This window comes from Microcoleus sp. AT3-D2, assembly GCF_036705715.1.
Classification (GTDB): domain Bacteria; phylum Cyanobacteriota; class Cyanobacteriia; order Cyanobacteriales; family Microcoleaceae; genus Microcoleus.
Map to the genome: position 1 here is coordinate 1 of NZ_JAUBVE010000026.1, position 25097 is coordinate 25097.

The 25097-nt window shown below is 44.8% G+C and carries 17 protein-coding genes; 13 read left to right on the forward strand and 4 right to left on the reverse strand.

Annotation, left to right across the window (positions count from 1 at the left end; translation table 11 throughout):
• The first annotated feature begins 432 nt into the window (after positions 1-432).
• The 5 genes from QUB44_RS13655 (at position 433) to QUB44_RS13675 (ending at position 8798) form a co-directional block, all read left to right on the forward strand.
• Positions 433-2391, forward strand: a complete 1959-nt coding sequence (locus tag QUB44_RS13655) for a CHASE3 domain-containing protein (RefSeq protein ID WP_333368074.1) — start codon at positions 433-435, stop codon at positions 2389-2391.
• Positions 2354-2815, forward strand: coding sequence for a response regulator (locus QUB44_RS13660; protein ID WP_333368077.1), 462 nt, complete (start codon positions 2354-2356; stop codon positions 2813-2815). Before QUB44_RS13655 ends, QUB44_RS13660 begins: the two co-directional genes overlap by 38 nt.
• Positions 2816-2990: 175 nt before the next feature.
• Positions 2991-4466 (forward strand): ATP-binding protein, encoded by a 1476-nt coding sequence (locus QUB44_RS13665; protein WP_333368080.1) that lies wholly within the window; start codon positions 2991-2993, stop codon positions 4464-4466.
• A gap of 424 nt (positions 4467-4890) precedes the next feature.
• Positions 4891-7809, forward strand: coding sequence for a response regulator (locus tag QUB44_RS13670; protein WP_333368083.1), 2919 nt, complete (start codon positions 4891-4893; stop codon positions 7807-7809).
• 491 nt (positions 7810-8300) lie between these two features.
• Positions 8301-8798 carry a hypothetical protein gene (locus QUB44_RS13675; RefSeq protein WP_333163936.1) on the forward strand — a complete coding sequence of 166 codons (498 nt, stop codon included), beginning with the start codon at positions 8301-8303 and terminating at the stop codon, positions 8796-8798.
• Between the two features lie 66 nt (positions 8799-8864).
• Here the strand turns inward: QUB44_RS13675 and QUB44_RS13680 are convergent, their stop codons facing one another.
• The 3 genes from QUB44_RS13680 to QUB44_RS13690 form a co-directional block, all read right to left on the reverse strand.
• Positions 8865-9230, reverse strand: a complete 366-nt coding sequence (locus tag QUB44_RS13680) for a response regulator transcription factor (protein ID WP_039886668.1) — start codon at positions 9228-9230, stop codon at positions 8865-8867.
• Between the two features lie 322 nt (positions 9231-9552).
• Complete coding sequence (locus QUB44_RS13685) at positions 9553-11889, reverse strand: polysaccharide biosynthesis tyrosine autokinase (protein WP_333368087.1); 2337 nt, start codon at positions 11887-11889, stop codon at positions 9553-9555.
• Positions 11890-12024: 135 nt separating this feature from the next.
• On the reverse strand, positions 12025-13497 hold the full coding sequence (locus QUB44_RS13690; protein ID WP_333368090.1) for a polysaccharide biosynthesis/export family protein: 1473 nt from the start codon (positions 13495-13497) through the stop codon (positions 12025-12027).
• 205 nt (positions 13498-13702) lie between these two features.
• Between QUB44_RS13690 and QUB44_RS13695 the strand changes: the two genes are divergently transcribed.
• The 3 genes from QUB44_RS13695 (at position 13703) to QUB44_RS13705 (ending at position 17800) form a co-directional block, all read left to right on the forward strand.
• Positions 13703-15124 (forward strand): O-antigen ligase family protein, encoded by a 1422-nt coding sequence (locus QUB44_RS13695; protein WP_333368094.1) that lies wholly within the window; start codon positions 13703-13705, stop codon positions 15122-15124.
• A 127-nt stretch (positions 15125-15251) separates the two neighbouring features.
• Positions 15252-16589, forward strand: coding sequence for a flippase (locus QUB44_RS13700; protein ID WP_333368097.1), 1338 nt, complete (start codon positions 15252-15254; stop codon positions 16587-16589).
• Positions 16586-17800, forward strand: a complete 1215-nt coding sequence (locus QUB44_RS13705) for a hypothetical protein (protein ID WP_333368100.1) — start codon at positions 16586-16588, stop codon at positions 17798-17800. The genes QUB44_RS13700 and QUB44_RS13705 overlap by 4 nt, the downstream gene beginning before the upstream one ends.
• Positions 17801-17945: 145 nt before the next feature.
• On the opposite strand, the gene QUB44_RS13710 is transcribed toward QUB44_RS13705, so the two are convergent.
• Positions 17946-18848 (reverse strand): class I SAM-dependent methyltransferase, encoded by a 903-nt coding sequence (locus QUB44_RS13710; RefSeq protein WP_333368103.1) that lies wholly within the window; start codon positions 18846-18848, stop codon positions 17946-17948.
• A gap of 554 nt (positions 18849-19402) precedes the next feature.
• On the opposite strand from QUB44_RS13710, the gene QUB44_RS13715 reads away from it, so the two are divergent.
• The 5 genes from QUB44_RS13715 (at position 19403) to QUB44_RS13735 (ending at position 25085) form a co-directional block, all read left to right on the forward strand.
• Entirely contained in the window at positions 19403-20344 is a 942-nt protein-coding gene (locus QUB44_RS13715; RefSeq protein WP_333368106.1) for a glycosyltransferase family 2 protein, read from the forward strand.
• Between the two features lie 24 nt (positions 20345-20368).
• Positions 20369-21622, forward strand: coding sequence for a glycosyltransferase family 4 protein (locus QUB44_RS13720; RefSeq protein ID WP_333368109.1), 1254 nt, complete (start codon positions 20369-20371; stop codon positions 21620-21622).
• 62 nt (positions 21623-21684) lie between these two features.
• Positions 21685-22593 (forward strand): glycosyltransferase family 2 protein, encoded by a 909-nt coding sequence (locus tag QUB44_RS13725; protein ID WP_333368112.1) that lies wholly within the window; start codon positions 21685-21687, stop codon positions 22591-22593.
• A 1-nt stretch (position 22594) separates the two neighbouring features.
• Positions 22595-23755, forward strand: coding sequence for a glycosyltransferase family 4 protein (locus tag QUB44_RS13730; RefSeq protein ID WP_333368114.1), 1161 nt, complete (start codon positions 22595-22597; stop codon positions 23753-23755).
• A gap of 100 nt (positions 23756-23855) precedes the next feature.
• Positions 23856-25085 (forward strand): glycosyltransferase, encoded by a 1230-nt coding sequence (locus tag QUB44_RS13735; RefSeq protein WP_333368117.1) that lies wholly within the window; start codon positions 23856-23858, stop codon positions 25083-25085.
• Positions 25086-25097: the final 12 nt, after the last annotated feature.

Here is a 25097-nt window from a genome sequence, read left to right on the forward strand (position 1 = left end):
CGCTTCTGTGATTTATTGCGTAAGCGTTGCTTGCCGTAGGCGTCGCATCTCTCTTTAAAAACTGTCCGGAGTATTGACAAAAATCAACTGGAGTCAATAGGTAAAAACTCTTTTATTTGCGCCGCAATTTGAAACTGCCCAAGTAACAGGAACGATATAAAACTCGATACAAAAAAAGGCGAATTAAGCTTTGCAGGTTATCCTAGATTGTCTGGTGTCTGCCTGAATCACGAGACGCAAGAGAGCGATTTATGCCATCTCCGACTTAAGAGGGATGCGAGGAGGAGCGAGGCTAAACTAAACACAAGATTGATCGCACATTTGAACCTTAAATTGATAGGCTTTAGTCGCCGTCTCTGAGCGCGCCAAAAACTCGGGTAGTCTTAATCCAGCTAAAATAAAAAAAAGCAGGACTCGCGCGCCGAGTATTTCATGAAACAATCACTGACTCCCCAAATCACCGCAGGTATCGGAATGGTCGTGGCGCTGCTAATTGTCAATGTAGCAACTTCCTACCGCAATACTCTCAAGTTAGTCGAAAACGAACGCTGGGTGAGCCACACTCACCGAGTTTTAACCGAACTCGAAGCCACGCTTTCCACATTAAAAGATGCTGAAACCGGACAGCGCGGTTATTTGCTGACGGGAGAAGAACGGTATTTAGAACCGTATCACAGCGCGATCGCCCGCATCAACCAACAAGTAGTCGGATTGCAGCAGCTAACCGCTGACAATAATCGGCAGCAACAGCGCATTCGCGACTTGAAAATTGCGATCGACTCTAAATTAGCCGACCTTGAAAGAACCCTCAATGTGCGACGCAAACAAAACTTAGCAGCAGCCCTGCGACAAGTAAAAACCGGTAGGGGAAAGCAAATCATGGGGGACATTCGGCAGCAGATAGCCACCATGACGGCGGAAGAAACTCAGCTATTGCAGCAGCGCGCCCGAGAATCTCAAGCGAGTGCTAATTTGACAATCCTGACTTTTACCGTTGCTGCTTTAGTAAATTTCCTGTTGATGGTGTTGGTTTACTATTTGGTCAAGCGCGATCGAACTTTGCGCGACAAGGCCGAAATCAAGCAAAATCAACTGTTAGAACAGCTAGAACACGATCGCCACTCCCTACAATTAACCGAAGAACGTTTCCGCCTCGCCATTCTCAACGCACCGCTGCCAATTATGCTGCACGCTGAAAACGGAGAAGTTTTGCAAATTAACTGCGCTTGGACAGAACTCTCAGGCTACGAACACTCAGAAATTCCCACAATTGAAGATTGGACAGAAAAAGCTTACCACAGCCGCAAATCGCTAGTGCAAGCAGATATCGATCGACTGCACCAATTAAACGCGCGCATTTCTGAAGGCGAATATATGATTGCCACAGCCAGTGGCGAAAGTCGAATTTGGGACTTTTTTTCCGCACCTTTAGGCAAGCTTTTTGACGGCAGAAGTTTAGTAATTAGTACCGCCATTGACGTGACTGTGCGCAAACAAGCAGAAGCGGAAATTCGGATGCTCAACGCTACGTTAGAACGGCGAGTGGAACTCCGCACCAATCAGCTTCAAGCAGCTAACGAAGAATTAGAATCTTTCGCCTATACCGTTGCTCACGATTTGCGTGCTCCTCTGCGGGGAATGCAGGGATTGGCTGAAGCTTTATTAGAAGATTACCGCGACATCCTCGACGAACTAGGTCAAGAATACGCCCAGCAAATTGTTAATTCGGGGCAACAATTAGAAGAATTAATCCAAGATTTGCTAGCTTACAGCCGCCTCAGCCGCACTGATTTATCGCTGCAAGTTTTAGATTTAGAATCAGTTGTGGCCGAGGCAATTGCTATGGTAAAAGCTGACGCTAAATCCAGGCACGCTCAAATCAGTGTTCAATCACCCTTGCCTGCGGTAATTGCCCACCGCATTACTTTAGTTCAAGTAATCGCCAATCTGCTCACCAATGCTATAAAATTTGTGGAAGGCGTATCACCCCAAGTGCAGATATGGGCCGAGGAAATTGAGCTGCCTCAAGAGGGACAGACAGACACGGATACAGCGGGAGAATTGGAAAGGGGAACTGTGGGAGAGTGGGAACATTCCCAGTTACTTATGGCCAGTTGCCTATTGCCAGTCGGCTTCATCCGTCTTTGGGTAGAAGACAATGGCATCGGTATTGCTGCAGAACATCAAAAACGCATTTTTCGGGTTTTTGAACGGCTGCACGGTATCGAATCTTACCCCGGAACTGGTATAGGATTAGCTATTGTAAAAAAAGGAGTCGATCGCATGGGCGGTCAAGTTGGAGTGGAATCTCAATTAGGACAAGGCAGTCGATTTTGGATACAACTGAGGAAGCATGACGCAAACGCAGACGATTTTGCTGGTGGAAGATAATCCCGTTGATATTCTATTGATGCAGCGGGCATTTCGGAATGAGACTTTTGCTAATACTTCGCTGCAAATTGTCCGAGATGGAGATGCAGCGGTTTTTTATTTAAATGGGGACGGAGAATACAGCGATCGCGATCGCTATCCTTTACCTGCGATAATTTTACTAGATTTGAAATTGCCCAGGCGATCCGGTCACGAAGTTCTGGTTTGGCTGAGGCAGCAGCCGGAACTAAAACGCTTGCCGGTGGTTATGCTTACTTCTTCTAGGCAAACACTTGATGTCAAGCGAGCTTACGATTTAGGGGTAAATTCTTATTTAGTCAAACCAGTCGGGTTTGCTTCTTTAGTAGAAATGATGCAGAGTTTTAGGGAGTATTGGTTCAACTATACCGAACTACCGGAACCGAGAGATTTTAGTGGTTTGTAGTGGCTGTTTATCGGTTTTTATTGCTTGTTTCCTCGTTACCAAGCTGTTTCTGGTAACGAGTGAATTAAGTTTTTAGTGAGGAATCCCGTCATTTTTTTAAAGGGCAACCTCCCAGATTTTTATTATGAGTGATTGATCGGGACTTTAGCTAACAGCCAAATTATAAGTTGTTAAAGTGGTACACATTCTAGTAATTGACGACAACCCAACAGATAGGCTGCTCGTCAAACGTGAGTTAGAGCGGCAATTGCCGCAATTGCAAATAACGGAAATTCCAGACGATAGATTATTCGGGGAAGCACTGAAACGAGGGGGATTCCATCTGGTAATTACCGATTACCAACTACGCTGGACAAGCGGTTTAGATGTGCTGAGAACTATCAAAGCCAGTTATCCACAATGCCCGATTGTAATGTTTACGAATACTGGCAACGAAGAAATTGCTGTAGAGGCGATGAAAGCCGGATTGGACGACTACATTATCAAGTCGCCGAAGCACTATGTCCGCCTTGGCGTTGCGGTTCGCGGCGTACTCGATAGAGTTGCCGCCTGGGAACGAGTCGCCCGACTAGAAAATCAACTTAATTCTCTGCTAGAACGCTTAAATGTCGGAGTTTTTCGAGCGACTTCCGAGGGGAAGCTTTTGGAAAGCAATCAAGCTTTTTTGCGCTTGTTTGATGCCAGCAATTTAGCAGATGTCCAAGGGATTTATCTGCAGCAATTGTTTTTGCAACCTGTAGATTCAGGGGAGTCTCGGTATCAAAATCTAGAAATTACATTTCCTTTGGCAGACGGTCGAGTAAAATGGATTCGGTTTACTCAATATCTCTACAGCGCAGAAGGTGAAAGTACAATTGAGGGATTGGTTGAAGATATTACTGATCTCAAGCAGGCTGAACTTGCTTTGCGGGAATTTAATGAAACTTTGGAAGAGCGGGTGAGAGAGCGTACTGCTGAGTTAGAAGAAGTTAACGCACAGCTCGAATCGTTTACCTATTCAGTTTCTCACGACTTGCGCGCTCCTCTGCGGGGAATTTTGTTTTTTGCTGAAATGTTGCTCCAAGATAAAGCCAGCGAGTTGGATGCTACCGCACAGGATTACTTGTCTCGGATTAATGACGCTGCAAGTCTGATGAATACTTTAATCGAAAATTTGCTAGAGTACAGCCGCCTCAGCAAAGCTAACTTGCCACTAAAAGCAGTCTCTCTTAATTTAATTGTGGTTCGATCAATCGCGCAACTAGAGGCTGAAATTGCCCAAAAACAAGCTCGGATAACGGTTGTCGAACCGCTACCTACGGTGTTGGCCAATCCTGCTACGCTGCTGCAAGTCTTGGTTAACTTGCTCTCCAATGCTATTAAGTTCGTGGAACCTGGGATAGAGCCGCAGGTGCGAGTTTATGCAGAAGCTGAGGAGGAATGTATCTATCTTTGGGTAGAAGACAACGGCATTGGTATTGCAGAAAAATTTCAAGAGAGGATTTTTGGGTTGTTCGATCGCCTGCACGGTCAAGAAGTGTACCCAGGGACGGGAATAGGGCTGGCGATAGCGAACAAAGGAGTCGATCGAATGGGGGGTGCGATCGGGCTGAAATCGACTCTGGGAATCGGTACCCGCTTCTGGGTAAAATTACGTAAGTGCCAGAGTTGAGGAAGGAAGTTCGGCAACGCGCAGTGAATCGTGATTTAAAAGATGAGGTTGCCACTAAGAGGCTTTTAACAGCAATATTCTGCTGTAGCTGACAAGCATCAATCCCCGCTCTTCTTCACACCAGCACACAGAATAAACAAGTAGTATAGTGAGAGTTAACTGAGCTCTTGCACCGTTCCCGGCTGAGCATGGTTTCTGATCGGTTTTACAACAACTTACTTAATTCATTTGGTTGTTGGCACGCCCCTAAAAGGCGGGTTGAGAATATTACAAGCTGTAAAATATAATAAAATACAAGCAAATACAATAAATTTATTGGCAAGTCTAATTAACCCACCAAGTACATATTTAAATTGTCGAGATTGCTCAATAACGTATTGTTAGATTTAAGAATGTTTTCGCTGATACAAAAACTAAAAGGCTAATGCTGTCTATTCTGTTAATCGACGACAACCCGAACGATCGCCTAATGATCGATCGAGAACTGAGGAAAAGTTTTCCCGATTTAGAAATAAAATCCGTTATTGATATCCAAACTCTAGAACACATCCTGGCAGCCGGGGGTTTTGATATAGTAATTACCGACTATCAACTGCACTGGAGCGACGGATTAACTATTCTCCAAAAAGTTCACAGTCGCTACCCGAATTGTCCGGTAATTATGTGTACTGACAGCGGCAGCGAACAAGTGGCAGTCGAAGCTATGAAAGCGGGTTTGAGCGATTACGTGTTCAAAGGGAGGCACTTAAAGCGGCTGGCGGCGGCAGTGGGCGAAAGCTTGAAAAAACAGCAGTTGCGCGAGAACTACGCGAAAACGTCGGCGCAGTTGGCAATTTCGGAGGAAAGGCTGAGATTGGCTATCGAAGCCTCGAAAATGGGAACTTGGGATTGGAATGTATTAAATGGCGAGGTCGTTTGGTCGGAGGGACACGAACTGTTATTTGGGCTGGAAAAAGGCAGTTTTCTGGGAACTTACGAAGCGTTTTTTGCCTGCATTCACCCGGATGACCAGGCATCGATCGCCCGGGCTGTTGCCTTTGCTTTAGAAAACAAAATAGAATACCAATACGAATTTAGAGTCATTTGGCCCGACGGCAGCTTGCACTGGATCGCGGCTAGGGGCAAGTTTTTTGATGATGATACGGGTAAATCGGTGCGATCGAGCGGCGTGGTTTGGGATATTACCGATCGTAAATTATCGGAAGCCAGGGTGCAAGAAAGCGAGGAAAACTTGCGCTTTGCCCTAGAAGCAGCTAACATGATCGCCTTTACCTGGGATGTGGCATCGGGGGAAGTCCGCCGCTCGTCCAATGCCGAAACACAGATGGGTTTGGGCCCAGACAGCACCTTTGGTACTTTTGAGCAAAAAAAGAATGCGGTGCATCCAGAAGACCGCGAAAGGTTTTTGGCAGATGTGGATGCCGCACTTAGCGGTCCGGGAGTTTACGAGTCGGAATACCGCAAAGTGCGACCCGACGGCTCGGTGATTTGGCTTCACGACAAAGGGCGGGTGTTTTTTGACGCATCTGGCACACCCCTTCGGTTGTCTGGCGTGGCGATCGACATTACGGAGCGCAAACAGTTAGAATACGAACGCTCGCGCGCGTTGGCCCGCGAGCGGTCGTATTTACGCCGCCTGCAAAAGTTAACCTCCGCGTCAGTTGCTATCAACTCCACACTGTCGGTGGCAGAAATACTTCAGTTAGCTGCCGATAGCGCCCGCCAAATTCTGGAAGTCCACCAGGTAGCGGTCAACCTCAACCCGGCCGCCAACTGGGATGCGGGAATTAGCAAGTTTTCCATGTCAGAAAAATACGCCGCGTGGCAAGATTACTGCGAAGAGCCAGACGGTACGGGCATTTACCAACAAGTTTGCCAGCAGCAACAGGCGATGCGAATGACTCAAACCGAGTTAGAGGCTCACCCGGCCTGGCGGGGGTTCGGCAAGGCTGCGGGGAAACACCCGCCGATGCGGGGCTGGCTGGCTGTACCGCTGACGACTCGGGACGGCAGAAATCTGGGATTGATTCAGTTGTCGGACAAGTATGAGGGGGAGTTTGCCGAAGATGACCAAAGTATTTTAATGCAGTTGGCTCAGGCGGTGTCGGGGGCGATCGACAATGCCCGACTTTACGAGGAATCTCAGCAAGCAAATCGCATGAAAGATGAGTTTTTGGCAACTCTTTCTCATGAGTTGCGATCGCCCTTAAACGCGATTTTGGGCTGGGCGCAACTGCTGCAGCAACGCAATTTCAATCCGGCTGCTACTGGGCGGGCTTTAGAAACTATCGAGCGAAATGCTAAATTGCAAACTCAATTGATTGATGATTTGCTGGATATTTCTAGAATTATTCGCGGCAAGTTGACTTTGAATCCTTGTGCGGTAAATTTGATTTCGATGGTGGAAGGAGCGGTGAATACGGTGCGGTTGGCCGCCGATGCTAAGTCGATCGATTTGCGGTTTGCAATTGTAGATTTGGGCTTGGAGACTGCTGAATTTTCCGAACTTGGGAAGGTTTCTGGCAATCCAGAATCTCCGTTAAATCCGAAATTTTGGGTATCAGGAGATCCCGGCCGCTTGCAGCAAGTGATTTGGAATTTGCTGACGAATGCGATTAAGTTTACGCCGCGCGGGGGGCGAGTTGAAATCCGGCTTTCGAGAGTTGATTCGGAGGTTGAGCTGGCTGTTACCGACACGGGAATTGGGGTTGCACCGAATTTTTTGCCTTACGTGTTTGACTCTTTCCGGCAAGCGGATGCTACGATTACTCGCAATTATAGCGGTTTGGGGCTGGGTCTGGCGATCGTCCGACAGTTGGTAGAACTCCACGGCGGCACGGTTTGGGCCCAGAGTCCGGGACTGGATATGGGATCGACTTTTAGTTTCCGCCTCCCTGCGATGCAGCTAAATTCGATCGTCCGCGAGGAAGCGCAGGTTTTGGCTGGCGCTGGTAATTTACTGGGAGTTAAGGTTTTGCTGGTTGATGATGAGGTTGATTCGCGGGAATTTATGAGGTTTGTCTTGGCCGATTCTGGGGCCGCTGTCATGGCTGCATCGTCTGCTGCTGAGGCGTTTGAGGTGGCTTCGCAGTTTGGGCCGGATGTTGTTGTCAGCGATATCGGAATGCCGGAGGAAGATGGCTATTCGCTGCTACGAAGGCTGCGTTCTTTGGACACGCAGACAGGGAAATTTTGGGCGATCGCTCTGACGGCTTATGCTAGGGATGAAGACCGCGATCGTGCTTTTGCTGCGGGTTTCGATCGACATCTGTCTAAACCTGTGCAACCCGATGTTTTGGTAGAAACTATAGTCCAGTTGAGGCAGCAAGGGCGAACAACTTAAAAAATTCAATTAATAAATGGTAATTGGTAATGGGAATTGGCAATTGTGTTTGTAGTGACCGAAAGCATCCAGGATACAAGCCCCCAGATTCATTCCTTCGCAGACTCAGGACCCAGAAATAAAAAACCTGTATCCGATGAAACTTGCCCTCCGAATTTATCCGTGGGGTCAATTCTTCAATTCTTCAATTCTAAAATCTACAATCTAAAATCTATTGACGACTTTAATCCTCGTAAAACTCGCTCGGACTTGCATTCCTCACTACCAATCTATAATGCTGATTTTACCGGATACGACCTGATTAACTCGACTCGATATCGACGGAAATCGCTCAACTCAGAAATATAAAAATTTGGATTTTTCAAACTATTCAACTTCTGCTTGTGGGGCTTTGCCTCTAGCCCGCCTAAAATATGCAATTTCTATGCCGATTAGGTGATGGGTTTGTGTTAATATGCTAAAATATGCAACAACCACGCGGTAATAATTAGGTGGACAAACTTCAGACAGATATAGAGGCAATTTACTCTCAAATTGAGGAATTGCGCCGGGAACGCCAGCAGCTTAGTATTGCCGATGTTGTCCCAGCCGGTGATTCGCCCCAAGCGATCGCCGATGCTTATCGGCGTCACGCAAGGGAAACCGCACAAGTGTCGGCAGAAGTCAAGGGTATAGATGATGCGATCGCTGCTCTGTCTGCTCAACTAAGTCAGAAACAGCAGAAGTCGGTAAAGTTGCAAAGAATCACTCCGATGGAGGAGCAAGTTGAAGAAGGAAGATTACTAGCTCAGGGACACGCGGAACGGATTAATGAACTGGCGGCGGAACTGGCGGCGGAAGTGAAGGGACTCAAAGCCATCGCCGACCAAATTAGTCCCAGCTACTGGCAGGTTTATTACAAGCCTTTTATTACTGGTTTTAAGAGTATTTCTGTTCCCTACGTGCGATCGGACGGGGATGTTTGGACTATTGTCAATCGAGTAGTTTAGAGAGGCTGCGGGAGCAGAAATAATCAGTGATCAAGACAATTTTTTTCCTGTCCCTATTCCTCCACCTCAACCTCGCAGCAGTTGCTTAATAGTGCCGACCAATTCTTGAGGGTGAAATGGCTTGGCGATGTAAGCGTCGGCTCCTTGTTTCATTCCCCAATAGCGATCAAACTCTTCGCTTTTGCTCGAACACATTACCACCGGCAAATTTTGGGTTTTAGGGTCGCTTTTGAGCCGGCGACAGACTTCGTAGCCGTTCATCCGGGGCATCACGATATCCAGAACGACTAAATCTGGGCGGTTAGCCTTGATTTGCTCTAGAGCTTCTACGCCATCACTCGCTACCGTGACGTTGAGTCCTCTACCTTTGAGCAAGTCGGCGATCATCTCCCGCAGAGTGACGCTATCATCAACAACCATAACTGTACTCATAGAATAATCCCTACCAAGTTTCTGGGTTGAAACGTTCTCATTAACGTTTACACTAACGTTCACCTTCCAAGGTGTCTTTTCCTGATTGAGATTGCGCTCGGCTAAAGGTAGTTTACCCACTTCTGCTGATTTCTCAATCATTTTCTGAGTAATTACCGCAAAATTTAAAGTTCCGCGCAATCTCGGTTGACACACGAGGCTATGTCCGTTAGTCTATCATTTTCTTTCTCAAATGGTACTATTATCAAAAAATGAGGGTATAGCTTGGTTGTGCGTTTCCCGTTGAGGACGGCGGCGCTCGGCAGCCTACATCAACATTTGTCTAATTAGGATTTTTCGTACCTAAAGCCGATAGTTTTTGGTCGTAGAGCGTGTCTAAAACGACCGGGCGCTGGCGGTAGCTGTGACCGGTGTTTTTGCAGCCGTTAGCAACGATTCCCAAGACGGAAGCTCCAGAAATTTTTAATTCTTCTAAAACTTTGCGAACTTGCGATCGGTCTGTTTGCCCAATTTGGACGACCATAATCGTAGCGTCTGTGTGAGCTGCGATCAAGTGGGTGTCTGCCAAGCCTGCTAGTGGCGGGGTGTCATAAATTACTAAGTCAAAAAATGCTTGAAATTGCTCCATTAGATACTGCATTTTTTTGGAAGAAAGAAGCTTGATCGGATCGGGAGGAATTTGGCCTGCGGTGAGTACAAACAAATTTTCTTGGTTCGGGGCTCGTTGAATCGCGTCGTTGAGGCTGAGATCCGTGGAGATGGCATCGCCCAGGCCACGCACGTTTGGCAGTCCTAACTTAGCGTGCAGTTGCGGGCAGCGCAAATCTGCATCTACTAACAATACTCGCTGTCCGACTGCTGCTGCTGTGGCTGCTAGGTGCAAAGCTACTGTAGATTTGCCGTCTCCTGCTACGGCAGAGCCGATTAAGAGCGATCGAATTGCCGTGCCTGCACTCAGCAAGTGAATGTTCGTGTATAGCGATCGAAATGCTTCTAAAAATTGATAGTCCAAGTCGCTCAAAATACTGGGCCCCCCGCTCATCGAACCAGTATCTCTAGGTTCGCCCAGTTCGACTACTTCCACTTTCGAGTTCGATCGAGCCGATGTAAGTTTCCTCTGTCTGGCTGGCGGTCTCCGCTTGACTTTTTTGGTAAACGGAATCACTCCGAGTATTGGCAATCTTGTGGCGATTCTCAGTGATTCAGGAGTGTGGAACACAGTATTTAGTACCTCTACCAGCAAGCCGACTGCTATGCCCAGGAGAGCGCTTAAAATTACTGCCAGCGCTAACTGTTTTTTGGTTTGTTTGACGGTAGCTGTTATAGGGATGCCGAATTTGTCTAGCGGAATTTGCGGAGGATTTATCAGCACCCAGGGTATTTGCTCCTGAGCCGCATCAATCCGCAAGGCTTCTCGTTTTGCCAAGAAGTCCGACAAACTCTTAGTAACTACTTGCAGTTCCCGCTGTAAATTGTCGTATTGTCGGGTTGTAACTGAAAAGTTTCTAATTTTTTGGTTGAGAGCATTTTGCGAAGCTGTCATTTCGCGATCGCGCGCTTCAATTTCTTTGATTTGGGTCTCTAAATTTCCCATCACCACTTCTTTTGCTTGTTGAGTGGCGGTTAAAATCAGTTCTTCCCGACTTTTTCGCAGCGCTAAAACTGGCAAACTGTCTTCTCTGTACTGAGCTAATTTTAATGACAATTCCGAGTCTATTCTCTGAATTTGACCTAAGAGTCCGCCGTAAGCTTGTCCTTGGGTCATCAGCAGCCCCTGGGGATTATTTTCGTTGAGTAGTTTTTCATAGCTTTGGTAGAGGTTTCGCATCCCTTGTAGCTGCACTCTAATTTCTACTTGCTTGCCCCGAATGCTTTGAACTTGTTCAGACAGAGATTTTCCCTCTAGCTGGGGTTCAAACAAGTTGCTCTGCTGCCGCAGTCTTTGGACTTGCAATTGCAGAACTTCTACCCTTTCTCGGAGCTTGGGCAGCTCCGTATCTATAAAATTAATACCTTGATTAATGCCCATTAGCCGTTGCTGCAAGCTGTAGTCTAGATAAGCTTTAGAAATTTTGTCCAATACGCCGTAAATTTTTTTTCGGTTTGAATCTTTGTAGCGAACTTGTAAAATTTTTGTGCCTTGCTGTTTGCCATCTTTCGCGTAGCTGACGCGGTTGATAGACATTTTTGAGATCAGTTCCGTATAGGTCATTTTGGGATACCACGCTCGCAATTCCTCAAGCACGGGCTGCATCAATTTGGGGCTACGCAAAATCCTAATTTGGGTTTCGTAGTCTACTAAGCTAATTCCTTCTATATTAATTCTTGCTAAGTCGGCAGCTTGGGTGTTGTTTAATTGTTTGGATAGCAAACCTTCAGCCGTGGGTGGTTCTACCAACAGGGAAAAGGAGCCTTCATACTCGACCGTAATCTGTTTAGACGTGAGGACGATCGCTGTTCCTGCCAGAGCGCTCAAAGCAATTGTGGCTGCTGCCATGACCAAGAAGCGACGGCGCACGACGCCTAACAGCCAGGACAAGTCTAGCTTTTCTTCTTCTCTCTCCTCTACCAAGTGATCTCTGTAGTTCTGAGCAGATAACTCCGGCAGTTTGCCATTTGATTTGGGTGTGAAGGGTTGATAATCTTGTCTGCTATCCATATTCAGCCTGGGTATTTTTGAGGTTGATATTTTTGAGGTTGATATTTTTGAAGCGGCCAGGTCGCGGCGGGGTAATCTTATTGTTTAGTTTATTCTAGCCTTTCCCAGGAATTATCCACCTCACCCGCCGCGTTCTTACCTGAATAAAAATCGGAGAACGTTTATAAAATTTAACACTCCCGTAGCTGGCCCGACAGGTCCGATGACAGCGTTCATGCGATCGACAAAATTGACGAGACCCTTGCGAGATACGATAATCATGTCGTTGTTGCGAAGTTGAGGATTAGTTTCTTCGTTAATTCCTTGAGTTAAATTGACTTCGATCGTCCGTTTAGTAGCTGTACCGTCGTTATTGAGGCGGACTAGCTCAACTTTATCCCTTCTAGCTCTGGTATTCTCGTAGCCAAAAAATCCTCTGGAAACTAAAGCTTGATTCAGTGTGGCATTAGCTGGGAGCCTCAAGGGATCGAGGGATGTTCTGAGTTCTCCTACTACAAAAACGTTAATGCCGGTGGGAGCAAAGTTAGTGTTGGCGAGCACACCAGCTTCTGCAGGGTTGACGATCGTAGCTTTGGGCACGATGATCGTGTCTCCCTCCTGGAGGATGGTATCTTGGGCGCCGTCGCCGGACTCTAGGAACTGCCACAGGTTAACTGGGATAATTTGTTCGCCTCTTCTGGTGACTCGCCGCACTTGGATTTGCCGGATGTCGGCATCGGAGGTGATGCCGCCAGCTAGCTGAATGGCTCGGATGACGGTGGGGAAACCTTCGCGGCTGAGGTCGTTTGTGGTGTTGCCACCGATCACGACGTAAGCCCCAGGGCGGGTGACTTGACCAACGATGGAGATCGATCGAGGTTTTTCTGGGGGTGGCGAAAAGTTGGCCGTCGCAAATTGACGAGCTTCTGCTTGGTTGAAGTTGGCGACTGTGGGAACCACGATTGTGTCTCTGTCTTGCAAAATGATGTCTTGAGAGATGTCTCCTTCTTGCAAGAATTTCCACAAGTTGACGTTGAGCACTTGATCGGGGCCGTCTCGTTGGGGACGGCGGACGCGGATGTTGCGGATGTCGGCGACACCCGTGACGCCTTCTGCGAGTCTGATCGCTTGGGTGACGGTGGGGTACTGGACACTCGGCGTGGCTCCCGGCCCGGGAGTTAGGGTAATGGTGAAGTTTCCGGGCCTGGTGACTTCTCCGATGACGCCGACGTTGAGGGGGCGGGCGGCGACGAGGCTGACTGTGACAATGGGGTCTTTGAGGACGCGGCGGTAGGCGTTGCGGATGATGTTGGTGGCTTCTACTAAGGTGCGGCCACGGACGGAGACCAAGCCGATCAGGGGCAGGTTGACTGAACCGTCGGAAAGGACTTCGTAGCCGCGGCTAAGTTCGGGTACTTCGAGTATTTCTACTTGAATGCGATCGCCGCCGCCGAGTTTATAGCTTTCCGGCGCTCTCCTAACTGGCGCAACGGTCTGGGCTTGGTCTGTGCCTAGGGGGATGGGAAGTTGTGCCGGGGTGCTTCTGGCGTCAGCGATGACAGTGGAAGCAAACAAGACAACACCCACAACCGACCGGGCTATCTGTCTTGGAAAATGGGTGTTAACCATACACCACCTAATTTTATTGACTATGATTTATATAAGTGTAGCCTTTTTAGTGCTGGGCAAAAAGCTCATTATTTTAAGCGATCGCCGAAAAAACGATGCTGTATTTTTGCTTTATGCCTAATTTCTATGTTAGCGTGGTTGCGGGTTGACGGCTATATTTTATATCTAGATTATTTGCTATTGTTTCTGATAAAGGAAATCAATCATGACTGAACCAGTGTCTCTACCAAATATGCTGAAAGAGCTAATTTTAGGTAGTTCTTCATTGACATGGATGCTACTTGCTATAGTCGCGATGGCAACTCTACTATTGTTTCAATTTTCTAGTCATAGAAAAATAGGTTTGGCTTTAGAAAAAAGCTTTGCTGGTCTTTATATTTTTATCTCTCCCTTTCTGACACAACCTCCTTTTAATTACTTGCATTTTATTAACTTGAAAGATCCAGAAGGTGGCATATTAAAACTCATACCTTATTTTTTTTACCCCTGGGTAGTATTAATTTTAATTTCAAGATTTAAAATTTTCACTAGCACTTTTATAGAGATTCTTGCCAAAATATTGATAATGAATCCTTTCTTTTTACTTTATATATTACTTCCATTACTGTCTACATTATGGTCTATAGTTCCTGAAGAAACGCTAAGAGCAGGCCTAGCATTTTCAGGATTTACTGCTTTCGGGTTTTACATTGCAGCGCAATATAAATGGGAGGATTTATCTCGTTTTTGGCGGTGGGGATACACGGCAATCGGTTTGGCAAGTTTTGTAATGAAACCCCCTGGATCAGGCGATTTTGTCGGCTTAACCCAATCTAAAAATTCTTTGGGGGGAGTCTTAGCTCTCTGTACAGCATTTTGGTATTTGCACTATTTTCAAGGAGCTAAAACTCAGAAAGATCGCTGGATTTCTTTGGGAATGATGTTCTTTTCATTTTACCTAGTAAGGGCTAATAAATCGGGATCGGCTCTAGTGATTACTATCATATTAATAATTTCTGTGTCGTCACTAAATTTTCTAAAAAAATTAAGTTTTCAGTGGGCCTTTACTGCGATTATATGTTTCCTGGTGGTCAGCATAATTATGACTGTTTTTGTAGTAGACAACCTGGAGGATATTATTGTAGGTGGGTTAGGTAAGGACTTGACTCTAACTGGGCGGACAGAATTCTGGCCACAGTTAATGGCTGCGGTCAATCAGCGTCCCTGGTTTGGCTACGGATACGATGGATTTTTTCAACAAGATAAGTTAGGAGCCGGTACTCCTGCTTATTTTATTTATACTCCTAATGGATTTCAACCGAAAAATCCTCACAATGGCGCGATCGGTATCTTGTTAGCCTTTGGTTGGCCGGGATTAATTTTAATGATGACTTCCTTGCTGCTCAATTTAGCTTACGCAGTTCGGTATTTGAGTCGTAGCACCCTGGAAGAAGCGGGAATACCTATTTGTTTTCTAGTGTCTATTATTATAAGCAACATCACAGAAGGTTATATTATAGAGATAGCAAATCCTTGGCTGAGTTACGCAATGTTGACGGTTCGACTTGCGATAGATAATGCTAACAATAGTTCTAACAGTAGCACCAGTAACCCTCAAAGGCGTTCTTTAACTCGCACAGTCCATTGAAGTAACCATGGGGCGGATCGTGGGTCAAGTTGTGGTATGTTGTTATAGGATCAACCAGTCTAATTTTGCGAGATTGCCGACCCTGCCAGAACCGCGTTTGTGTTTTGTAAAGATTTAAAATATTCTGATGCTAGATAAGTTAACTGCGGTCAGTCAAAGGCTCGGCCCTAGTCTGCGCCAGGTACTCAGCAACATAGCTTGGCTGTTCACTGACCAAATCTTGCAGATGGGTCTAGGCCTGTTTGTAGGCCTTTGGGTGGCTCGCTATCTTGGTCCGACACAATTTGGATTGCTCAACTACGCGATCGCCTTTGTGTCGCTGTTTAGTTCGGTGGCAACAATGGGGTTGGGTACTCTGGTAGTGAGGAATATCGCTCGCGACCCAGAATGCAAAAATGAGACCCTGGGAACTGCCTTCGGACTGCAATTTACTGGTGGCTGCATCACTTTGTTGTTAACTGTCACCGTGATTGCGCTAGTCAAGCCCAACGACACTCTGACTCGGTGGCTGGTAGGTATCATCGCTGCAGGAACTATCTTTAATGCTTTTGAGGCTATCAATTTTTGGTTCCAGTCCCAAATCCAGTCAAAATATACAGTGTTGGCTAAAAATTCGGTATGTTTTTTAGTTGCTGCTGTCAGAATTGGGTTAGTAACAATTAAAGCCCCCCTGCTTGCCTTCGCCTGGGTTAGATTGACAGAGGTCGCATTAGTAGGAATGGCTTATGTATATTTTTATCAGCTTACGGGGAATAAAATTAAGGATTGGCATTTTAGTTGGGAACGGTGTAAGGAACTGCTATCGGAGAGTTGGCCGATAATTTTGTCGGGATTGGCAGTTTATGTGTACTCAAAAACCGATCAGATAATGCTCGGTGCGATGAATCAAAATGCTCAACTGGGATATTATGCTGCAGCTGTTAAAATTTCGGAAATCTGCGATTTTTTGCCGATGATCATATCCAGCTCTATTTTTCCCAAATTAGCGAATTTGAGAAAGACAAATTATGAAGAATATCTAAATAAATTTCAAATTTACTCGGATATTATGATATTTTTATGGTTGGCAGTGGCGATACCGATATCATTACTTTCTCCCTGGATAGTGAATCTGCTTTACGGGGAAAACTATGCAAAGTCAGCAGCGGTACTGGCAATCTATGTTTGGGCGCAATTTGGCAGTAACTTTGGAGTAGCACGGAGTACATATTTGAACATAGAAGGTCAGTTGCGCTACGGTCTTTACTTGACTGTAGTCGGATCTATTTTTAATGTAGCGTTGAACTTTTTGCTAATTCCTAAGTATGGAGCTTTTGGAGCAACGGCAGCTACTCTGATAACTTATTTTTACGTGATTATATTACTCAATTTCTTGATTAAGGAATTGCGCCCCTTCGGAAATTTCATCTGGCGCTCCCTTAACTTATACAAGGCAGCTTGTAGAATCAGAGGATTAGTAAAGTGATTCAAATTAAACCTAAAATCGAACAGCGCTCGAATTGCCCCTATTGCGACACGGAACTCAAGGCCCAAAAAATTTTGTGGCAAGGGATACATATTGTTCTGGATTGTAAGTGCGCGGGATGTGGTAGCGAAATAATCGACGAGTTGAGAGTAGGTCATGGAGTCAGAAACTCCGTCCAAGTTGATACAATCAAAGGTGAAGTTTTTGCAAAATTTGCTAACATAAAAGAATGGCTAGGCAAACCATTACTCAATTCACTCCAAAATCCTCAACCAGAAAAACTTGAGATTGTAAAAGAGATTTTTAAACCCTGCAAGCGGGTAATTATCTTAAACTGTATCGATCATCTTTATGGTCATTCCCTGCTGAAGTTGCTAAATGCACAAAGGCACTTAAAATACAACTCGGACTGCGGGTTAGTTGTGATAGTTCCTAAGTTTCTAAGGTGGATGGTTCCCGATGAAGTTGCAGAAATCTGGACAGTACCTATTTCTTTAAAAAATGGTCAGAATTACTATCCCAGTTTCGCCGAGTTTGTTGAAGAAGAAAATAAACGGTTTGAGGAAATTTATGTCAGCGAAGCTCATTCTCATCCTAGCCAGTTTGACATCACGCAGTTTACTAGAGTTCCCAAACACAAATTTGAGGAACCAGAAACAAGAATTACTTTTATTTGGCGGGAAGATCGTTTATTAGTTAACGGTTTGCTGTTCCGAACTCTGAAAAAGCTAAATCAACGAGAAAGGGCATTGCCATTGCAAAATTTAAAAATTCAGCAGTTATTTGAGAAAATCAGGTTGCAACTACCAGAAGCAAAATTTGCAGTAGCTGGTTTGGGGACAAAAACTAAGTTTCCAGAATGGATTGAAGATTACAGAGTGGATAGTTTTAATGAAAAAGTTGAAAAGGAAATGTGCCGTGTTTATTCACAAAGCCGCTTAGTAATTGGTCTTCACGGCTCTAATATGTTGCTACCTTCGGCTCATGCTGGTATGACAATTGATTTGATAGATGAGCGTTGGGGGAACTTTGCACAAGATATTTTATACCAAGAAAGCGACCCTAGAATGGCGAGTTTTCGCTATAGATTTTTGCCCTATCAGACTAGCAATGATACACTGGCATACATAGCGGCTGTAATGCTTCAGAAGTGGTTTAATTTTAAATCGCAGATGACTGCTGAGCTTGTTAATTCAGATATTGAAGAGTAGTAGAAAAGAGAAAGAAGCAAAATGTTAACGCGCGAGCAGGAACTTATCTTGTCAATTTCACACTTTTTTGCTTGCTACAGCACTCGCGCTACAAGTTTCCTAGAAAAGTGTTTTTTAAGGAGAAGCTATGTTTTTAGAACAATGCCTATATATGCTCTGGTTTCTGATACACAACAGTTACCGAGTGTCCTTGAGGCAAAACTTTGGGGTTAATCAGCCCCTTGGCCAGAACTTCACCTGTCAATAACGAAATTTTTTTTAATACCTTGTATTTCAGTGACATATCTACCACGTCACTTTGAACACCAAGCCAATTCCTCAGACTCTCTAAAATGATAGAGGATGCCCACCATACTTTGTGAATATCGGCTAATTTTTCATGCTCAATATTTACTATCTTCATTCCAAATATCTCAGCTATATGTTTCAGGCACTTATCTGACCAAAAGCTCACGTGGTGTGGTGGCATATTGAAAATGTGATTGGTGATAATAGATAGAAATGAGTCCGCACTGGGAATTGAATAAATTAATAAACCACCAGGTTTAAGTGCCTTAATACTTGATTCTATAAATGAACGTATTTCTGAAACATGTTCCAGAACTTGAAATGCACAAACAACATCATATTTTGCAGGGTGGGCAACCGAATGTGACTGAATCGATTCATTCTCAATTATAATTCCCTTGCTCAAAGCAATTTCTTTCGCTTTTCGACTAAATTCAAGGCCCACGTATTTTTTAGTGGATATTTTCTGGGCAAAAGCGCCTTTACCACAACCAATTTCCAGAACTAAATCTGATTCTTTTATAAAATTATTCGCATAATCATACTCAGCTTTCTCATCCATGTAGTACCATTCAAGGTTCTGCAAGTGTTCGTAAAATTTTTCGGAACCTGTTACCATCGGATAAAAGAATCTAAGATCAGAATCTATACAATGATAATATCCAATCTTTTTGACATCACCAAATTCCTTTGATATATCCGATTGGAGGAACTTGTTGTACATTTTTATTAAGTCACTTGCATTGATTTGTTCAATCAAAGTTATGTTTGAGCTTCCGCTAAGTGGGCAGACTATACTCATAAAATTCCTCTTAAAAAGCTTATGAATTACGGTTGGGAGACTGACTTGGATCTGTGTATAAAGCAGAAGTATCAACGCTATTGAGATGTATAACAACCGCCAAGGTGATTAGGACAGGTATCCGTAAGTTGTTAAAAAAAATCCTAATCATCATGGCGACTGCTATATATTTATGTTAGCATCTCTATTGCTAACTAGAGCTAACTCTTGCAGTTATGCCTCTTGGGCTGATTGTATCACAACCAGTAGTAATTACTGTGGATGAAGGGCAAGCAATTCTAAATTTAAGATGAGACAACCGTAAGGCAGCCGGAGATCAGGACTAGGATAGAAGTTGGACGCTCACAGAAGAGATGATGTAGGGACTGAGACGGCTAAGTTTTTTGGTTTTGATGGGCTACTGGTAGACAACCATAGCCCAAGTCAACCATCGCCGGAAGCCAAATCACAATACCCTATAGACGATTGTGGAAAGCGTAGTATAATTAAAACAATTAAATAGAGTTCAAGAAATGTCCAATTACAAAATCCAAACACCTGTCGCTTTTATCATCTTCAAACGTCCAGATACAACGGCTAGAGTATTTGAGGCAATTCGTCAGGCAAAACCCCCTAAATTGCTAGTAATTGCTGACGGTCCACGTCCAAATAAGCCTGGAGAAGATCAAGAATGTGCTGCAACTAGAGCTATTATTGACCAAGTAGATTGGGAATGCGAAGTTTTGAAAAATTATGCAGAGGTAAATCTCGGTTGTCGCCTGCGGGTTTCTAGCGGTATAAATTGGGTGTTTGATACGGTTGAAGAGGCAATTATTCTTGAGGATGACTGTCTCCCTCATCCTACTTTTTTCCGCTTCGCTGAAGAATTGCTGGAGCGTTACCGAGACGATCAGCGGATTCTGTCAATCTCTGGTCAAAATGTTCAGTTTGGGCGGAAAAGAACTGATTACAGCTACTATTTTTCTCGCTACAATCACTGCTGGAGCTGGGCGAGTTGGAGGCGAGCTTGGCAGCACTATGATTTAGATATGAAGCTGTGGCCAGAAATTCGTGATGGTAATTTTTTGATGGATGTACTGGGAGACTCCCATGCTGTAAAAGTTTGGAAAAATATTTTTCAGCTTTGTTATGAAAGAAAATTACAGAGTTGGGCTTGTCAGTGGACTTTTGCTAGTTTTATTCAAAATGGTACGAATATTCTTGCCAATGTCAATTTAGTTTCTAATATCGGACATGGTGTAGGGGGAACTAATACGGAGGATGTCAACAGTCCTTACAGTAATATGCCTGTAGAAGCTATAACATTTCCGATGAAACACCCGCCTTTTGTAATTAGGGATACGCAAGCAGATAATTTTACACAAAAAACTTTATTTGATTACGATCCCCCCTTGCTAAGAAAGGTGCAAAAAAAAGTTAATAAAATTTTGAAAAAATCAGGCAAAGTCAGCTAGAAATTTAGAGGATAGGCAGGGGAAATGAAGGTTGTACTTCTCAATAGTTCTGATAGTGAAGGGGGGGCTGCCCGCGCCGCTTATCGACTGCACCAAGGTTTCCAGGGGATTGGTGTGTCTTCGCAAATGCTGGTAAAAAATAAGAGTAGTGGCGATCGCAATGTAATTTCGTCACAGAATAGTATTGCGAATAAGTTTGACAAGATTATTTCAACTTTATCTAACGCACCATTGCGGCTCTACCCTCAGAGAAACCCCGTTATATTTTCTACAGAAGTGCTGCCAGATGCTCTATCGAATCAACTGGATATACTCGCTCCTGATATTATTAATTTACACTGGGTTTGTGGGGGTTATTTACAAGTTGAAAGTATTCCCAAGTTTAAGCAGCCCTTAGTTTGGACGCTGCATGATATGTGGCCTTTTACAGGTGGCTGTCATTATAGTGAAGATTGCGATCGCTATACTCAATCTTGTGGTAGTTGTCCGCAACTCCACAGTAATAAAGATTTGGATCTGTCGCGGTGGGTGTGGCAGAGGAAAGCTAAAGCTTGGGATAAGCTTAACCTAACTTTGGTTAGCCCTAGTGTTTGGTTAGCGAAATGCGCTCATTCTAGTTCTTTATTCAAAAATTTTCGAGTTGAAATAATTCCTAATGGCATCAATACTCAAAAGTACAAACCAATAAATCGTCAGTGGGCGCGAGAAATCCTGAATTTACCTCAAGATAAACAAATTGTACTCTTTGGAGGTGCAAGTGGAACAGGCGATCGCTGGAAAGGATTTAACTTGCTCGTACCCGCTTTACAAAGCCTCAGTAAATCAGGCTGGAAAGATCGGATAGAGTTGCTGGTTTTTGGCTCTTCTGAACCCGAAAATCCCATTGAACTTGGTTTTAAAACTAACTATTTGGGGAGACTCGCAGATGATATTTCCCTAGCAACGGTTTATGCAGCAGCAGATATTTTTGTCGCCCCTTCCGTGATAGATAACTTGCCAAATACAGTCATGGAAGCCCTTGCTTGTGGCATCCCCAGCGCCGCATTTAATATTGGGGGACTGCCCGATATGATCGAACACTGCTCAAATGGCTATTTAGCTAAACCTTATGAAACAGAAGACTTAGCGCGAGGAATTGCTTGGGTTTTAGAAGATCCCAATCGGCATCAAAAACTTTGTATTCGCGCCCGCCAGAAAGTGGAACAAGAATTTACTTTAGACATACAAGCAAATCGCTATTTGTCTGTTTTTAACGATCTTGTGTCCATTCCAAAGTAAACATCAGATTTTACGTAGTAAATTTTACTTAGCTATCGCTAAAAGCCACCAAATTGCGAATAATGAACCGTACTAAAATCGCCGCCCTTTTAACTTGCTTCAACCGCAAAGAGAAAACATTAGCTTGCTTAGAGGCTCTTTTTAAGCAGGCACTTCCAGCCGATGTTGATGTTTTAGCCTATTTAGTCGATGACGCCAGTACCGATGGCACCAGCGAGGCAGTTCGTCAAACCTATCCTCAAGTCAAGATTTTTTCCGGCGATGGGAACCTATTTTGGAACGGGGGAATGCGTGGGGCTTTCACCGAATCAATGAAAGATGATCCCGACTACTACCTATGGTTAAATGATGACACTCTTATTTATCCAGAAACCGTAAGTGTCTTGCTAGAAACCACTCAAAAGTTATCAGAAAAAGGAGAAACCAAAGCCATAATTGGCGGTTCTACCTGCAACCCCGAAACGGGTCAAATAACATACGGCGGTGTGGTGCGAAATAACCCTTTGCACCCATTCCGGTATGGTATCCTAGAGCCAACAAAAGAGCCTCAGATGTGCGATACTATGCACGGCAACTGCGTATTAATTCCCCGCAGTGTTGTGCAAATGGTCGGCAACCTCGATCCAGCTTTTGTCCATTATATTGGCGATTGGGATTATGGTTTACGAGCCAGACAGAAAGGATGTACAGTTTGGATTGCTCCTGGCTATTTAGGAACTTGTTCTCTCAACCCCCAGGTGACCAAAACGGCTGCTGATAATTTAAGTGAAGGATTGGATAAAATGAGCAAACCGAAAGGTTTATCATTCAAAGATACTACCTTGCAACCGGCTCAAGAGTGGAAAGTATTTACTCAGCGGCATGGTGGCTGGTTGTGGCCAATTTATTGGCTGCTACCTTATCGCAGGTTAGTTTGGCTTTCAGTGTTGAGCAAACTGGGATTGACTAAAAACAAAACTCAAGGTGAATAGGATGGTTGATAGAAATGAACTCCGCATTGCTTGGCTTGTCCCGGAAGTGGAACTGGGAGCTTACTGGCAGCCTGTTTTGAGGGAATTTACAAAAATTTTTAAGAATACTGTATTTTATACTGGTCGTGTTTGGTCGGGGTTCGATCCGACCCTGCCGGGAGCATCGGCAATTCAGTTGGTAGGGGAGACTAAATTTGTCGAGACGGAAAAGATAGAAACAGGATACGATCGCGGATTCATTGTAGTATCGCCTAGTATTATCGGCTATTTACTAAAATTTAGACCTCATGTGGTCTTTCCCCAAGCTTTCTCTTTGTGGACTGTAATTGTTGCATTTTTAAAACCGCTACTGCGGTGGAAAATAGCCATTATTTACGATGGTAGTTCCCCAAATACAGACTTTCGAGATTCCAATTTTAGGACATTTGTGCGCCGCATTCTGGTGCGGTTTGCCGATGCTTTTGTTGCCAACAGCAATGCGGGTAAAAAATATCTGATGGAAGTTCTAAACGTACCGGAGGATAAAATTTTTACCAGAACCTATCTCGTACCTGATGCGGGAGCTTTGCTGAAACGATTAGATCAAACTCAGCCGCCAAACTTGCAGTTGAAACGCCCGATTTTTATGTATGTAGGGCGCATCACGGCGAGAAAGGGAATTAAAACGCTTTTAGAAGCTTGCGCTATTCTTAAAAATCAAGGTTATGTTGATTATTCGCTGTTGATTATTGGCAAGGGAGATCAGCGGGAAGAACTGGAAGCATTTATTAAAGAGTGCGATTTTGAAGAGCAAGTAATGTGGGCGGGATGGGTAGAATATGGAAATTTAGGTGCTTATTTTCAGCAAGCTGATATTTTTGTGTTTCCTACTTTTGAGGATGTCTGGGGTATGGTTGTACCCGAAGCGATGGTGTTGGGAAAACCAGTATTGTGTTCAAATGGTGCTGCTTCCTGTGAGTTAATTATGTCAGGCGAGAACGGTTACATTTTTGACCCTAGCAGTGCTCAAGAGTTAGCGGATAAAATGCAAATTTTTCTAGATGCTCCTGATTTGATTGAGTCGATGGGAGAGCGTTCACGACAGATAATTTCTCAAAAAACTCCCGAAGCAGCAGCTAAAGCTTACGTCGAAGTTACATCTTTTTTGATGGAGAATAGGTGAAGAAAGTTCGGCAACGGATGAGTGTAAAGGATTTAACGGAGAGAGGGAAGAGGGAAGAGGGAAAATTTAGCAATTACCAATTAGCAATTACCACTTAGCCATGAAAGTTTTATTATCTGCGTTTGCTTGCGAACCGAATCTCGGCTCCGAAGAGGGAGTAGGATGGAATACTGTTATCCAATCTGCTAAACATCACGAAAGCTGGGTATTTACTCGCACGTTTTGTCGATCGTACATTGAAGCAGAACTAGAGCGGAACCCAGTGCCCAACCTGCACTTTGTTTATTTTGATCCGTTTGGGTGGAGCGAAGATTGGAAGGGGAAACAAGGATTGCTGCAACTTCACTACTATCTGTGGCAAATCTGGGCTTATTTTATCGCTCGTAAGCTCGATCGCGAAATTGGTTTTGACATAGTACATCACGTAACTTATGTCAAACATTGGTCTCCAAGTTTCTTGGCGCTGTTGCCGCATCCTTTTATTTGGGGGCCTGTGGGGGGCGCAGAAGCAGCACCAAAGGCTTTTTGGCAAGATTTTAGCCGCCGGGGAAAAATTTACGAAACGCTGCGGGCATTGGCTCAAAGCGTAGGAGAACGCGATCCGTTTGTGGGGCTGACGGCGCGCCGCAGTGCCGTTGCGCTGGCAACTACGGAAGAAACTGCTGCCAGACTGCGATTTCTCAAAGCAAAAAACGTGAAGATTTTCTCGCAAGTCGGTTTATCGCAGCAGGAAATTCAAGAACTAGAGCAATTTCCTATCCCGCCTGAGCAACCAATTAGATTCATCAGTGTTGGTCGTCTCTTACATTGGAAAGGGGTGCACTTAGGACTCCGTGCATTTGCGGAGGCGAAGCTGGAACAATCGGAATACTGGATTGTCGGAGATGGCCCGGAAAGGCAGCGTTTGGAAGCTTTGGCAACAGAATTGGGACTGGCAAATAAAGTATTTTTTTGGGGAACTTTATCTCGCACTGAAACTCTTTCTAAAATGGGGGAGTCTCACGTTCTCCTCCATCCGAGTTTGCATGACTCTGGTGGTTTTGTGTGCACGGAAATGATGGGGGTTGGTCGTCCCACGATTTGTTTGGATTTGGGGGGACCGGCTACTCAAGTGACGGCTCAAACGGGAATTAAAGTGGCTGCTACTGACCCCGATCGCACTGTGCAAGGTCTAGCAGAAGCTATAGTGTGTTTAGCCCAAGATCGTGAATTGCGAGATCGCTTGGGTCGATCGGGCCAAACGCGCGTCAGGGAAATCTATGATTGGGATGTTAAAGGTCTATTCTTTGCCCAATTGTGCGAAGATGTATTCGATGGAAAATCAGGATAACTTCTGATGGGT

Excerpts from the sequence above, each read along its gene's own strand:
- QUB44_RS13655 (WP_333368074.1), top strand. The coding sequence starts at position 433 with ATGAAACAATCACTGACTCCCCAAATCACCGCAGGTATCGGAATGGTC.
- QUB44_RS13660 (WP_333368077.1), top strand. The coding sequence starts at position 2,354 with ATGACGCAAACGCAGACGATTTTGCTGGTGGAAGATAATCCCGTTGAT.
- QUB44_RS13670 (WP_333368083.1), top strand. The coding sequence starts at position 4,891 with ATGCTGTCTATTCTGTTAATCGACGACAACCCGAACGATCGCCTAATG.
- QUB44_RS13680 (WP_039886668.1), bottom strand. The coding sequence starts at position 9,230 with ATGAGTACAGTTATGGTTGTTGATGATAGCGTCACTCTGCGGGAGATG.
- QUB44_RS13685 (WP_333368087.1), bottom strand. The coding sequence starts at position 11,889 with ATGGATAGCAGACAAGATTATCAACCCTTCACACCCAAATCAAATGGC.
- QUB44_RS13690 (WP_333368090.1), bottom strand. The coding sequence starts at position 13,497 with ATGGTTAACACCCATTTTCCAAGACAGATAGCCCGGTCGGTTGTGGGT.
- QUB44_RS13695 (WP_333368094.1), top strand. The coding sequence starts at position 13,703 with ATGACTGAACCAGTGTCTCTACCAAATATGCTGAAAGAGCTAATTTTA.
- QUB44_RS13700 (WP_333368097.1), top strand. The coding sequence starts at position 15,252 with ATGCTAGATAAGTTAACTGCGGTCAGTCAAAGGCTCGGCCCTAGTCTG.
- QUB44_RS13715 (WP_333368106.1), top strand. The coding sequence starts at position 19,403 with ATGTCCAATTACAAAATCCAAACACCTGTCGCTTTTATCATCTTCAAA.
- QUB44_RS13720 (WP_333368109.1), top strand. The coding sequence starts at position 20,369 with ATGAAGGTTGTACTTCTCAATAGTTCTGATAGTGAAGGGGGGGCTGCC.
- QUB44_RS13725 (WP_333368112.1), top strand. The coding sequence starts at position 21,685 with ATGAACCGTACTAAAATCGCCGCCCTTTTAACTTGCTTCAACCGCAAA.
- QUB44_RS13730 (WP_333368114.1), top strand. The coding sequence starts at position 22,595 with ATGGTTGATAGAAATGAACTCCGCATTGCTTGGCTTGTCCCGGAAGTG.
- QUB44_RS13735 (WP_333368117.1), top strand. The coding sequence starts at position 23,856 with ATGAAAGTTTTATTATCTGCGTTTGCTTGCGAACCGAATCTCGGCTCC.